The 13,122-nt window shown below is 57.0% G+C and carries 11 protein-coding genes; 2 read left to right on the top strand and 9 right to left on the bottom strand.

The window, feature by feature from the left end:
- Positions 1-155 precede the first annotated feature (155 nt).
- Entirely contained in the window at positions 156-473 is a 318-nt protein-coding gene (trxA, locus tag ADJ74_RS08655; protein WP_050343536.1) for a thioredoxin, read from the top strand.
- A gap of 28 nt (positions 474-501) precedes the next feature.
- Here the strand turns inward: trxA and ADJ74_RS08650 are convergent, their stop codons facing one another.
- The 8 genes from ADJ74_RS08650 to ADJ74_RS08615 form a co-directional block, all read right to left on the bottom strand.
- Positions 502-1,344, bottom strand: a complete 843-nt coding sequence (locus ADJ74_RS08650) for an RNA methyltransferase (RefSeq protein ID WP_050343533.1) — start codon at positions 1,342-1,344, stop codon at positions 502-504.
- A gap of 50 nt (positions 1,345-1,394) precedes the next feature.
- Entirely contained in the window at positions 1,395-1,748 is a 354-nt protein-coding gene (gene rplT / locus ADJ74_RS08645) for a 50S ribosomal protein L20 (protein ID WP_050343531.1), read from the bottom strand.
- A gap of 50 nt (positions 1,749-1,798) precedes the next feature.
- Entirely contained in the window at positions 1,799-1,996 is a 198-nt protein-coding gene (gene rpmI / locus ADJ74_RS08640; protein ID WP_039980908.1) for a 50S ribosomal protein L35, read from the bottom strand.
- Positions 1,983-2,549 (bottom strand): translation initiation factor IF-3, encoded by a 567-nt coding sequence (gene infC / locus ADJ74_RS08635; protein WP_009442622.1) that lies wholly within the window; start codon positions 2,547-2,549, stop codon positions 1,983-1,985. Before infC ends, rpmI begins: the two co-directional genes overlap by 14 nt.
- Positions 2,550-2,742: 193 nt before the next feature.
- Positions 2,743-4,662 carry a threonine--tRNA ligase gene (gene thrS, locus ADJ74_RS08630; RefSeq protein ID WP_050343529.1) on the bottom strand — a complete coding sequence of 640 codons (1,920 nt, stop codon included), beginning with the start codon at positions 4,660-4,662 and terminating at the stop codon, positions 2,743-2,745.
- 144 nt (positions 4,663-4,806) lie between these two features.
- Positions 4,807-5,163: a LysM peptidoglycan-binding domain-containing protein gene (locus tag ADJ74_RS08625; RefSeq protein WP_050343527.1), complete on the bottom strand. Its 357-nt coding sequence runs from the start codon at positions 5,161-5,163 to the stop codon at positions 4,807-4,809.
- 191 nt (positions 5,164-5,354) lie between these two features.
- Positions 5,355-9,662 (bottom strand): 2-hydroxyacyl-CoA dehydratase, encoded by a 4,308-nt coding sequence (locus ADJ74_RS08620; protein WP_050343525.1) that lies wholly within the window; start codon positions 9,660-9,662, stop codon positions 5,355-5,357.
- A 126-nt stretch (positions 9,663-9,788) separates the two neighbouring features.
- Positions 9,789-11,399, bottom strand: a complete 1,611-nt coding sequence (locus ADJ74_RS08615) for an MBL fold metallo-hydrolase RNA specificity domain-containing protein (protein WP_050343523.1) — start codon at positions 11,397-11,399, stop codon at positions 9,789-9,791.
- A 148-nt stretch (positions 11,400-11,547) separates the two neighbouring features.
- Between ADJ74_RS08615 and ADJ74_RS08610 the strand changes: the two genes are divergently transcribed.
- The gene (locus ADJ74_RS08610; RefSeq protein ID WP_050343521.1) at positions 11,548-12,408 is read left to right on the top strand and encodes an NAD(P)-dependent oxidoreductase; all 861 of its coding nucleotides are present in this window, start codon (positions 11,548-11,550) and stop codon (positions 12,406-12,408) included.
- Between the two features lie 105 nt (positions 12,409-12,513).
- On the opposite strand, the gene rbr is transcribed toward ADJ74_RS08610, so the two are convergent.
- A complete protein-coding gene (rbr, locus tag ADJ74_RS08605) occupies positions 12,514-13,047 on the bottom strand; it encodes a rubrerythrin (RefSeq protein WP_039980914.1) in 534 nt (177 codons plus the stop codon).
- Between the last annotated feature and the right edge of the window lie 75 nt (positions 13,048-13,122).

The following is a 13,122-nucleotide window of genomic DNA, read 5'->3' as shown; positions in this document are numbered from 1 at the left end:
GTTTCAATGACTTTTTTCCTATACCTATTGAAAAATCTCTTGTTTTTTTTTATGATAATAGACAGCGTTCATAAAAATGCGGATAAACGAAAATTCGTCATCATTGATGTGGCGTTCTCCGTACATCCCATACTACGGCAAAGGAGATTCAGGCTGTGGCTGTCATTGAATTAACAAGAGAAACATTTACCTCCGAAGTCCTAGCGGAAAAGCGTATGGTCGTCGTCGATTTTTGGGCGTCATACTGTATGCCGTGCCGGATGCTCATCCCCGTGCTGGAGGAGGCCTCTACCACACGCAGCGATGTCAAGTTCTGTAAGATCAACGTGGATGATGCACAGGACATCGCCGAGCGATACGGCGTGATGAGCATGCCGATCCTCATCTTCTTCAAGAATGGAGAGCCCGTCGATGAGTCCATCGGGCTCATCACGAAGGATGAACTGCTCGCCATCCTCGAAAAAAACAAATAGCACGGCTGCGCTGCTGCATGACAGTGTTTCACTGCGTGCAGCAGTTTTTTTCGTAGTTGCGCTGACGCATCGACTCATAGAGGATCGCTGTGGCGGCCGAGGCGACGTTGAGCGACTCCGCCTGCCCGCACATTGGGACGTAGAGGTGCTGACACGCGCCCAAGAGGCGCTCCGATACACCGTTTGCCTCGTTGCCGAGGACGACAATCGTGGGGCGGCACAGATCCGCTGCAAAATGCGTCACAGCATCGGCGTCGCACGCAGCCGCATAGAGATATAGGCTTTGCTCCTGTGCGAAACGCAGGAGTTCCTCATCATCGACGCCGCTGATAAAGGGAACGTAAAACAGAGAGCCCATCGTTGCACGGACGACCTTGCTGCTGTATACATCCGCACAGCCGCGCAGGAGTATCACGCCCGCTGCGCCCGCTGCATCTGCCGTGCGCAGAATCATGCCGACGTTGCCGGGATCCTGCACACGATCAAGAGCCAGATAAAACGGTACTTTCTCCGCCGCGTGTACGAGATCGGTCAATGATCTGCGGGGGGGACGCTGCATCAGCAGCAGGATTCCCTGCGGCGCGTCCGTCTCCGCGCAGGCGGCAAAGAGCCGCGGCGGGACACAGTTAACCGGCACGCCGCGCAGATGCAGCTGCTCTGCCAGTATGGCAGCTCGCTCCGCTGCCAAGGCACGCTCCGTCAATACGGCGTGTAGGATTTGTCCGTCTGAGCGCGCTGCCATCTCGGCAAGGCGCAGTCCCTCCACCAAGAATACATTTTCCTTGGCGGCGCGGCGCGGACTTCGTACCAGCACGGAGAGGCGGCGGATGAGTGGGTTCTCCGCACTCGTGATTGTCTCGATCTTTTTCATCGTATAAAAAGAGCCTGATGAATCCGATGACTCATCAGGCTGCTCCCATCTTACTGATTTTCCTTTGCGACGTTCACAAGCTGCGTAAATGCCGCTGCATCGGCAATGGCGAGATCGGCAAGCATCTTGCGGTTGACCTCGACCCCTGCATTCGTCAGACCCGCGATAAAGCGGCTGTACGAGATGCCGTTCGCACGCGATGCTGCATTGATGCGTGCGATCCAGAGACGACGGAACGTGCCCTTCTTTGCACGACGGTCACGGCGCGCATAGTAAAGCGCCTTCATGACGGTCTCGTTTGCCTTCTTGAACTGCTTGCTGCGCGAGCCGCGATAGCCCTTGGCAAGCTTTAAAATCTTCTTATGACGACGGTGTGCCGTAACACCGCTCTTTACTCTTGGCATAGCAATTCCTCCTGTTTCCTACCCACGTAGGGTTCTCTTCATTGCCCCGTTTATGCGTAGGGGAGCATCTTGCGGATGCGCTTGTAGTCCGAATTGTCGGCAAGTGCTGCCTTGCGCAGGTTGCGCTTGCGCTTCGGCGTCTTCTTCTCCAGAATATGTCTCTTGTACGCCTTGTTGCGGCGGAACTCTCCGCTCCCTGTTACGGTGAAGCGCTTTGCTGCAGCGCGGCGCGTTTTAATCTTCGGCATCGCCATTTCCTCCTTTATCTTCCTGCTTCGCGGGTTTTGCCGCCTTGGCGGGCTTCTGCACCTTCGGCGAAAGAATCATCGTCATATTCTTTCCCTCGAGCTTCGCACCGCGTTCGATCGACACGAGATCGCCCAGCCGTTCGGAGACGCGGTCGAGAACCACGCGCCCGAGTTCCGGATGGGAGAGCTCACGCCCACGGAACATGATCGTCACCTTGACCTTGTTGCCCTCTTCGACGAAGCGGAGCGCATTCTTCAGCTTGACATTGAAGTCATGCTCGTCGATGTTCGGACGCAGCTTGACTTCCTTGATGCTGATGGTCTTTTGCTTCTTCTTCGCTTCTTTCTCACGTTTCTGCTGCTCATAGCGGAACTTTCCAAAGTCCATGATGCGGCAGACGGGCGGCTTCGCCTTCGGCGCCACCTCGACCAGGTCGAGATGCTGCTCCTCCGCCATGCGAAGGGCATCGCGCGTCAGCATAATGCCAAGCTGTTCCCCCTCCGCACTGGTGACACGCACCTCACGGATATGGATTTCCTCATTGATTCGCAAAGATTCCCTGCTTATGGCAAGAACACCTCCTGGTACGGATGCGCATGATTACGCCATCCGGCAATAGAAAAGGGCGGCATAAAGCCACCCTGATACACTCTCTCATGCAACCCGTCAGACATCTGCCCGCAGGTGAGAAGCGGTGGCTTCTGCTTTCAACGTGAGATATATTACCACAAATCGGAGTATCCTGTCAATACTCCAGTGCACGCGTCGCAATTTTTTCCTGTACGAGCGCGATAAAGTCCGCGACAGGCAGGACTGCGCTGTCCTTCTCTCCATACTTGCGGAAGGCGACTGTGCCGCTCTCCATCTCCTGATCGCCGACCACCAGCGTGTACGGCGTCTTCTTGACCTGGCTCTCACGGATCTTGTAGCCCGTCTTTTCGTTGCGTGCATCCACCTCGACGCGGAGGCCAAGGTCGAACATCTTCTTATACAGTTCCTCCGCGTATGCGGCATGACGCTCCGTGATCGGCAGGATACGTACCTGCACGGGTGCCATCCATACGGGGAACGCACCTGCATAGTTCTCGATCAGGATGCCGATAAAGCGCTCAATCGATCCATAGACCACACGGTGCAGCATGACGGGGCGATGCTTTTCGCCATCCTCGCCGACATAGGTGAGGTCAAACTTCTCGGGCAGACTCATATCGAGCTGGATCGTGCCGCACTGCCACGTACGTCCGATGGAGTCGCGCAGGTGGAAGTCGATCTTCGGACCGTAAAATGCGCCGTCTCCCTCGTTGACGACATAGTCCAGACCACGGTTGTCCAGTGCCTTCTGCAGGCCATTCGTCGCCATCTCCCACATCTCATCCGTCCCCATCGAGTCCTCGGGGCGCGTCGAGAGCTCCGCCTTGTACGTCAGTCCGAACGTACGGTAGACCTCGTCGAAGAGGTCAATCGTGTGCTGGATCTCGCCCTCGATCTGATCGGGGGTCACAAAGAGATGCGCATCATCCTGCGTGAAGTTGCGGACGCGGAAGAGCCCGTGCAGAGCACCCGAAAGCTCATGACGATGGACAAGTCCCAGCTCGGCAAGACGCAGCGGCAGGTCGCGATAGCTGTGCAGCTGGGAACGATAGACGAGCATGCAGCCGGGGCAGTTCATCGGCTTGATTGCGTAGTCCTCTTCGTCGATCTCCGTGGTATACATATTCTCGCGATAGTGGAACCAATGCCCCGAGGTCTCCCAGAGCTTACGGCTGAGGATCACAGGCGTGCTGATCTCCTGATAGCCGTAGCGGCGATGCACCTCGCGCCAATAGTCGAGCAATGCGTTGCGCAGTGCCATGCCGTTTGGATGGAAGAATGGGAAGCCCGGTCCCTCCTCGTGCAGGCTGAAGAGATCCAGCTCTCTGCCGAGTTTTCGGTGGTCGCGCTTTGCCGCCTCCTCCAGCATGTGCAGGTAGGCATCGAGTTCTTCCTGCTTCTCAAACGCCGTGCCATAGATGCGCTGCAGCATCTTATTCTTCTCACTGCCGCGCCAGTATGCACCTGCGACACTCTGCAGCTTAAATGCCTTGACCTTGCCGGTCGAGACGACATGGGGGCCTGCGCAGAGGTCGGTGAACTCGCCCTGCGTATAGAGGGAGATTACCTCGTCCTCCGGCAGATCCTCAATCAGCTCCACCTTATAGTTCTCACCCTTCTCACGGAAGAGTGCAATCGCCTCTGCACGGGGAATCTCACGGCGGACAAGCGGCAGGTTCTCCTTGACGATCTTCTTCATTTCCTTTTCGATATCGCGAAGATCGGCATCCGTCAGCTGGTGCTCCATGTCGAAATCGTAGTAGAAGCCGTTCTCGATCGCAGGCCCGATCGCGAGCTGCACATGGCTCTCCGGATACAGGCGCTTCACTGCCTGCGCCATGACGTGCGCCGCCGTATGGCGCAGAGCGTGGCGGCCGCCCTCATCATCAAAGGTCAGCACGCGCAGTGCAGCATCCTTCGTGACCGGCGTCGTCAGATCGACGACCTCGCCGTCGAGGCTCGCCGCAAGTGCCTTTTTCGCCAAGGAGTTGCTCATGCCCTTGACGACGTCCAGTATGCTCGTTCCTGCCTCTGCCTCGCGAACGGAGCCATCCGGCAGTGTCAGCTTTATCATAAAATGCTCTCCCTTCCAAATATACAAAAGCCCTGTCCCTGTGGGATAGGAAATCCATCCTCTCGGGGACAAGGCGACAGGAAGCACCGTGATTTCGTGCTCCCATAAGTTTCCACCCTAATCGGTAAGGTCATTATAAGGCGGTCAATTCTCTGTGTCAAGGGATTTGTGTTCTGCCATCGCCTGCAGCTGCTCTGATGGGGCAATCACGGGGATGCGAAGATGTCTCCCCGCATGGATTGTGCCGTCGGGCGGCAGATCGTTCACCTCAATGATTGCTTCCTCAAGATCCTTTGCCGTGGATTCTTTTGCCGAGTAGGTCTGTGCAATCGACCAGACGCTCTCCCCATGTGCTACGGACACTTCAACAAAGTCCGCCGAGCGCAGATAGGGATTCGTCAGATGCAGGGCAGAAATGCCCATCCAGACGAGCGCGATTACGCCGAAGAGAAGTCCGACGCGCTTCTTATTCACTGTTCTGCGTGTTTTTCTGCGTCTCATATCCGTACCTCCGAACACTCATATCGCATATATATTCTTAAAACCTTTGTTCGTATATAAGATAACACAGAAAAGGTGTTCGGTCAAGCATTTTCGAACGCATCTTTGCGAAAAATTTGTTCGCAGAACGAGTTTTTGCAAAAAAAAAGAGATGCTGCACATCGTACAACATCTCTTTGATAAACTCGGTACTATTTAGGCAAATTGACCGCCCGATCCATTTGCGCCTCAGGATGCACCGCTTCCTGCGGGCGACGCTCCTTTGCCACGGCAAGCATCAGTTTCAGGCGATTGAGCTGGTTGACCTCACTCGAGCCCGCATCGCAGTCGATCGCCGTGATGTTCGCGCCGTGATACGCCTTACGCAGGTCGTGCATGACGCCCTTGCCCGTAATGTGATTTGGCAGGCAGCCGAACGGCTGCAGGCAGACGACGTTGGGAACGCCCTCCTCGATGAGCTTGACCATCTCGCCCGTAAGGAACCACCCCTCCCCTGCCATGTTGCCGAGGCTGACGTGGCGCGCCGCAAGCTCCGCCGTATGGTCGATGGACTGCGGCGGACGGAAGTGACGGCTTTCCTTCAGTGCCTTGCGCATCGGTGCGCGGAAGAACTCGATCACCTTGATAAACATACGTCCATAGAGACGATCCTTGTACGAGCCCGCAAGCAGCTTGTGCTGTGCGATCGGGTCGTAAGCGGAATATAGGAAGAAGTCGACAAAGTCGGGCATCACGACCTCTGCCCCCTCCCCCATCAGTACCTTTTCGATGTCGTTGTTCGCGACTGGGTGGTACTTGACGAGGATTTCGCCGACGATGCCGACCTTCGGTTTCCACAAGGTCTCGTCGATGGGGATATGATCAAAGTCTCGCACGATGTCCTTCACCATGCGGCGGAACTTGAAGATGCTGCCGTGCAGCAGCTCCTCCTTTGCGCGCACCATCCATTTCTCATACGCTGCCTGCGTACTCCCCTTGACCAGCTCGTACGGCATCATGCGGTTGCGCACGTTCATCAGGAGATCGCCGTAGATCGCCGCCTTGATGGCGTCGACCATCATCTCGCGGTTAAAGGCAAAGGAATCCGTCTCCTCGGGCAGACCGCGCACGGCAAAGACGGCGACGTTTGGGAAACCCGCGTCACGTAGAGCCTTGCGCAGGACACCGAGGTAGTTGGTCGCACGGCAGGCACCGCAGGTCTGAAAGAGGGCAATGCTCGTGTGATTGGGATCGCACAGCCCCGCCTTCAGTGCGGCGAGGAGCTGCCCGATGACGACGATGGCAGGGTAGCACATATCATTGTGCACATAGCGCAGACCGAGGTCAATGGCCGCTTTGTCCGGCATCGGCGGAATGACGACGTTATAGCCGTGCTTTCTCATCGTCGTACGGAACAGATCAAAGTGAATCGGTGCCATCTGCGGGGCGAGAATCGTATGCGTCTTCCGACAGTCCTCAGTAAAGCGCGGACGCTCGATGACGGGTGCATCGTGGTAGACAGGCATCTCCCGCCGCGCGAGCGCTGCGATCAGCGAGCGCAGGCGAATGCGTGCCGCACCGAGGTTCGACACCTCGTCGAGCTTGATCATCGTATAGATGCGCTCATGCGACTCGAGGATCTCACGCACCTCCGTCGTTGTGAGTGCATCGAGACCGCATCCGAAGGAGCTCAGTTGGATCAGCGTCACATTCGGATGCTCTGCAACGAACTGTGCCGCATGGTAAAGACGTGCATGATAGCTCCACTGATTGACGACCTGCAGACGCCGTTTACTGACCGGCATGTGGTACACGGCATCCTCGGAGAGAATCGGCAGCTTATAGGACTGGATCATCTCGGGGATCCCGTGGTTGATCTCGGGGTCGATGTGGTACGGCCGCCCCGCAAGCAGGATGGCGTGCTCGCCCGTCTTTTCAATACGGTCTAGGATCTGCTGTCCGTAGTCACGAACATCCTGACGGTACTGCTCAATCTCGGCGTAACCGGCATCGACCGCCGCGGTGATCTCCGTCCTGCCGATGCCCTCGGCTTTGCCGAACTCCTCCACCAGACGCTCAATCATGCGCTTGCGGTCATTGATGGGCAGGAACGGCTGCAGGAAGCGGATGTGCCTTTCGCGCAGGACATCCATGTTGATGCGGATGTTCTCCGCATAGGATGCCACGATCGGGCAGTTGTAGTTGTTCGCCGAGGGGTCAGTCTTGTCCTCCATGTTGTGCGGTTCGCACGGATAGAAGATCGTATCGACACCCTTTTCGATGAGGTCGGCAATATGTCCGTGGGCGAGCTTTGCCGGATAGCAGAGAGAGTCCGATGGAACGGTTGCCATGCCCTTGTAGAAAAGCTGCGGCGAGGATTTTCCTGAGAGCACGACCCCATAGCCAAGCCGATCAAAGAAGGTGAACCAGAACGGATAGTCTTCGTACATATTGAGCGTGCGCGGGATACCAATACGTCCGCGACGCGGCTCATCCGGTGACTTATAGTGCTTGAAGAGACGGCGATACTTGAACTTATAGATATTTGGCGTCTCGTCCGCCGCCTTCTCGCCGCCGATGCCGCGCTCACAGCGGTTGCCCGTAAAGTAACGCTCCCCATTGGGGAACTGCTGCATCGTAATGAGGCACTTGTTGCCGCATTTTCCGCAGCGGTAGGTGCTCGTCTTGGCAGAAAACGTGCCCAGTTCCTCCGCACCCAGCAGGGAGGAGTGTTCCGTCCCTGCCTCCATCGCAAGGATCGCCGCACCGTATGCGCCCATCAGCCCTGCGATGTCAGGACGGATGACGTGCTTGCCGAGCAGGTTCTCGATGGAGCGCAGGACAGCATCGTTGTAGAACGTCCCGCCCTGCACGACGATGTGGTCGCCGAGAGCATGAACATCCTTTAGCTGCATGACCTTAAAAAGGGCATTCTTCACGACCGAAAGAGCGATACCCGCCGAGATGTCGGCGACCTCCGCCCCCTCCTTCTGCGCCTGCTTGACCTTGGAGTTCATAAAAACGGTGCAGCGCGTGCCGAGGTCAACGGGTGCCTTTGCGTCAATCGCCTTGCCCGCGAACTCCGCCGGCGTCATGTGCAGCCCCTCGGCAAAGTTCTGGATGAAGGAGCCGCAGCCCGCCGAACACGCCTCGTTGAGCGTGATGTTGCCGACGCTGCCATTCTGGACGAAGAAGCACTTCATGTCCTGTCCGCCGATGTCGAGCACAAAGCTCACCTCGGGGCAGAACTCCTGTGCTGCGCGCAGGTGGGCAAAGGTTTCCACCTCACCGCCGTCCGCATGGAGTGCCGCCTTGACAATCGCCTCGCCGTAGCCCGTCGTCACAGCACCTGCAATGTGACAGCCCGCGGGCATCACAGCATAGAAGTCCCGCAGTGCCTCGATGACCGAGCGCAGCGGCGAGCCCTGATTGCTGCCGTAATAGGTGTGAAGCAGTTCCTTGTCTTTTCCAATGGCGACGAGCTTCGTCGTCGTTGATCCTGCATCGATGCCGATCCAAACCGGACCGCGATAGGACGAAAGTTCACCGCGCCGCACGCGGTCCTGATCGTGTCGCTCCTTGAACGCAGCATAATCCGCCGCATCCTTAAAAAGCACGAAGTCCGCCGTGCGTGTTTCCGCTGCCGCAGCTGCCTCCGCACGCGCAATACACGCCTCCATCTCCCGCATATCGGTTGCCTTGGCATCATCGGAGAGCGCCGCGCCAACCGCGACGAAATAATTGCCATATTCCACATTGACGACGTGTTCCTCGTCAAGTTTCAACGTCTCGATAAAGCGTCGTTTCAGTTCCGGGAGAAAGTGAAGCGGTCCGCCAAGAAAGGCGACCTTGCCCTCAATGGGACGCCCCTGCGCAAGGTTACCGATGGTCTGATTGACCACCGCCTGAAAGATCGAAAGCGCAATATCCGCCTTCTCTGCACCGTCGTTCATGAGTGCCTGAACATCCGTCTTGGCAAAGACACCACAGCGCGAGGCAATCGCATAGACACGCTTTCCCTTTTCGGCAAGTGCATTCAGACCGATTGGATCGGTCGAGAGCAGGGATGCCATGTGATCGATAAAGGAGCCCGTACCGCCTGCGCAGACACCGTTCATGCGCTGCTCCGGCGCATCGCCGAAGTACGTGATCTTAGCGTCCTCGCCGCCGAGCTCGACTGCCGTCGAGGTATCGGGAATGAGCCGCCGTACAGCAGAGGCGCACGCGACAACCTCCTGCACAAAGGGCAGGCCGATGCGCTGCGCGATCCCCATGCCTGCCGACCCCGTCAGAGCAAACAAGAACTTCGACTCACCGACGACATCGCGCAGCTGGCTCAGGTTCTCCTGCAGCGCCTTGCCGATCTCTGAGAAATGCCGCGCGTAATTCTTATAGAGAATTTCGTGCTGTTCCCCCATAACGACCAGCTTGATGGTCGTCGAGCCGACATCTACACCGACGCGAAATGGTAATTCCACTATTACACCACCCATCATTTTCCATAGGAAAACGAGGGACATGTCCCTCTTTCCTTCATTCTGTATTAAATAGGAAAGCCCTTCTCAAGGCTTCCCTATTTTAACGTATTTCATAAAGAGATGCAAGCACAGACATCACAGCTCACGGCATTCTGCCGCGCTGTCCCGTCAGATGTTGTACGGAGCGATGAGTTTCTTGAAGTAGGTGCGCGCCTTCAGGAGGGCGCGGATGAGCGGCTCCATGAGTTTGGGCTGGCGAATGACGGCACGGATGAGCGACTTGCGCAGGAGACGATACTCGGCGTCGAAGTCGCGCAGCGCATCCTCCATCTCCGCTTCGATGGAGACGGTGGGACTGTTCGACGGGATCAGAACGGCACTCCGCCCCTGAATCGTTACAAGATCGCCGAGGAACGGCGCATAGACTTCGAGCCCAAGTTCCTCTTGGATACGCTCTTTCAGAGCCTCCTGTGCCTGCCCTTCGCCGTGTACCAGAAATACCTTTGCAGGACGAGGTGCGGTGACTGCACGCATCCACTCCACGGTCTGCGCTGCATCCGCATGAGCGGAGAACCCGTCGAGCACCTCGATCTTTGCCTTGACGGCGATTTCCTCACCGAGGACGCGCACGCGCTTGATGCCGTCCACCAGCCGCCGCCCGAGACTCCCCTCCGCCTGATAGCCGACGAAGAGCACCGTCGACTCCGGGCGCCAGAGATTATGCTTCAGGTGATGGAGCACGCGCCCCGCGTCCGCCATCCCCGAGGCGGAGAGGATGATCGCCGAGCCCTCTGCCGAGTTGAGTGCTCGCGACTCTGCCGCTGTCTCGGCGATGCGCACCTGCGGAAACGCCGGAATCATGCCTTCATTCCCGAAGAACGCAATCGTCTCCTCGTCGAACTCCTCGTAGTTTTTGAGAAAGACGCGCGTTGCCTGAATCGCAAGAGGACTGTCGATGATGATCGGGATGTCATCGTCGAGGCGCCCCTCCTTCCACAGATTGTAGAAGTAATAGAGGAGCGTCTGTGTCCGCCCGACGGCAAAGGACGGGATGATGACGTTGCCGCCCCGGTCCATCGTGTCACGGATGACCTCGAGGAGTGCCGTCTCCTTGTCATAGTCGCGATGAATGCGGTCGCCATAGGTGGACTCGACGATGAGGAAATCCGCCCCTGCGATCTGCTCCGGGTCACGCAAGATCGGCTGATGCGGCTGTCCAAGATCGCCCGAAAAAACCAGTTTGGACTCCTGCATCCCCTCGCGCACCGCGATCTCAAGGATCGCCGAGCCGAGAATATGCCCCGCATCACGGAATGTCACAGAAACAGGCCCCAGATCCACCGTCCCCTGATAGGGTACAGGCGTAAAGTGCTCCAATGCAGCAAAGACATCTGCCTGTGTATAGAGCGGCGTAATCGGCGCCTCGCTGCGTCGCGCATTCTTGCGGTTCAGTATCTCCGCATCGCTCTCCTGAATATGCGCCGAGTCCGGCAGCATGATGTGCACGAGGTCGCAGGTAGCACGCGTGGCGTAGACGTTGCCCACAAAGCCCTCACGCACGAGGCGCGGAATCCGCCCGCAGTGATCGATGTGCGCGTGGGTCAGAAAGACCGCATCGATCTCAGCAGGGTTGAACGGGAATGGCTCATAGTTCATCTCGCGCAGCCGCCGCGTGCCCTGATACATACCGCAGTCCACCAGATACTTATGGTCACCCGTATGGATCAGAAAGCACGAGCCCGTAACGACATGTGCTGCCCCTAAAAATTCCAATCGCATCCGTCATCCGTCCTTCCTACATTTCATTCCTATATACGTATAAGATTCGGAATCAATCGAAAAAATCCTGCAATTATCCGTGATTCCCTTGATTTTTTGCTTCATCCTGCTACACTGAAGGTATATGAAGAAGAATGGAGGAAATGCTATGAAGAAAATTGGATTCATCGGTCTCGGCATCATGGGCGCAGCGATGGCAGGGCATCTCATCGATGCAGGCTATGAGCTCAGCGTCTACAACCGTACGAAAAGCAAGGCAGAGCCGCTCCTTGCGCGCGGTGCACGTTACTGTGAAAGCCCGGGCAAGTGCGCGGCGGGACAGGATGCTGTCATCACCATCGTCGGTTACCCGAAGGACGTGGAGGAGATCTACCTCGATGCTGACGGTATCCTCGACAACCTAGCCCCCGGTACATACGTCGCCGATATGACGACCTCCTCCCCCTCGCTCGCCGTCCGCATCTATGAGGAGGCGAAAAAGCGCGGTATCCATGCCCTCGATGCCCCTGTCACGGGAGGAGATATGGGAGCGCGAAACGCTACGCTGAACATTTTGGTCGGCGGCGACGAGGACACATTCCACGTCATGCAGCCCATCTTTGCCGCGATGGGCAAAAATATCGTCTATGAGGGTGCTGCTGGCGCGGGACAAAAGACCAAGGCCGCGAATCAGATCGCCATTGCGGGGACGCTCGCAGGTGCCTGTGAGGCATTTGCCTATGCGCGTGCCGCTGGGCTTGATCTCGAGAAGGTGTTTTCCTCCATCTCGGGTGGTGCGGCCGCGAGTTTCCAGATGAGCAATATGATTCGTAAGGCACTCGATGGAGACTTCGCCCCCGGGTTCATGATCAAGCATTTCGTCAAGGATATGAATATCGGTGCCGAGACGAGCCGGGAATACGGCATCGACCTCCCCGTGCTCGAGCAGGTCCTGCGTGAGGCGCGCTCCCTGGAGGAGAGCGGCAGTGGTACAGAGGGAACACAGAGTCTCTTAAAGTACTATGAATAACGAAATATCCAGCTGATTTAAGGAATAGTCTTACTGCTATTTCCTAAAAATGACAGCAAAAAGCCCCGCCAAACGGCGGGGCTTTTCAGTATCCTACTATCGAAATCAGTAGTTACGAACAAGCTGCTGGAAGAACGACTGCGGATGCTCGCAGACCGGGCACTTTGCCGGTGCCTGCGGGCTCTCGCAGACATAGCCGCAGTTCAGGCACTGCCAGATGATCTTCTCATCGCGGCGGAACACCTTGCCCTCCTCCACATTCGAGAGGAGGATCTTATAGCGCTCGTCATGCTCCTTCTCGATCTTGCCGACTGCGTCGAAGAGACGGGCAATTTTATCGAAGCCCTCTTCGCGCGCCACACGGGCAAACTCGGGGTACATGCTCGTCCACTCGCCATGCTCGCCGGCAGCGGCATCGGCAAGGTTTTCCTTCGTGTCGCCGACACCGTGCACGAGCTTGAACCAGATCTTGGCATGTGCCTTCTCGTTGCGCGCCGTCTCGTTAAAGATGTCCGAGATCTGCTGATAACCATCCTTCTGCGCCTGCGAGGCGTAGTAGAGGTACTTCGTATGTGCCTGCGACTCACCCGCAAACGCTGCCCAGAGGTTCTTTTCCGTCTGTGATCCCTTCAGTTCCATCATGTTTCTCCTTCCACAAATACACAATACACATATATTACATCTATCAAAAGTGCCGTTCTGCGCCCTGCTCAG

Origin of the sequence: Selenomonas sp. oral taxon 478 (assembly GCF_001189555.1) — a bacterium.
Lineage (GTDB): Bacteria > Bacillota > Negativicutes > Selenomonadales > Selenomonadaceae > Centipeda > Centipeda felix.
The sequence above is the reverse complement of the archived record's forward strand: the minus strand, read 5'-3'. Positions and strand labels throughout refer to the sequence as shown.

Coding starts and splice junctions, on each gene's coding strand:
- ADJ74_RS08615 (WP_050343523.1), bottom strand. CDS start 11,399: ATGCGATTGGAATTTTTAGGGGCAGCACATGTCGTTACGGGCTCGTGC.
- rplT (WP_050343531.1), bottom strand. CDS start 1,748: ATGCCAAGAGTAAAGAGCGGTGTTACGGCACACCGTCGTCATAAGAAG.
- ADJ74_RS08625 (WP_050343527.1), bottom strand. CDS start 5,163: ATGAGACGCAGAAAAACACGCAGAACAGTGAATAAGAAGCGCGTCGGA.
- ADJ74_RS08610 (WP_050343521.1), top strand. CDS start 11,548: ATGAAGAAAATTGGATTCATCGGTCTCGGCATCATGGGCGCAGCGATG.
- rpmI (WP_039980908.1), bottom strand. CDS start 1,996: ATGCCGAAGATTAAAACGCGCCGCGCTGCAGCAAAGCGCTTCACCGTA.
- ADJ74_RS08620 (WP_050343525.1), bottom strand. CDS start 9,662: ATGTCCCTCGTTTTCCTATGGAAAATGATGGGTGGTGTAATAGTGGAA.
- ADJ74_RS08650 (WP_050343533.1), bottom strand. CDS start 1,344: ATGAAAAAGATCGAGACAATCACGAGTGCGGAGAACCCACTCATCCGC.
- rbr (WP_039980914.1), bottom strand. CDS start 13,047: ATGGAACTGAAGGGATCACAGACGGAAAAGAACCTCTGGGCAGCGTTT.
- thrS (WP_050343529.1), bottom strand. CDS start 4,662: ATGATAAAGCTGACACTGCCGGATGGCTCCGTTCGCGAGGCAGAGGCA.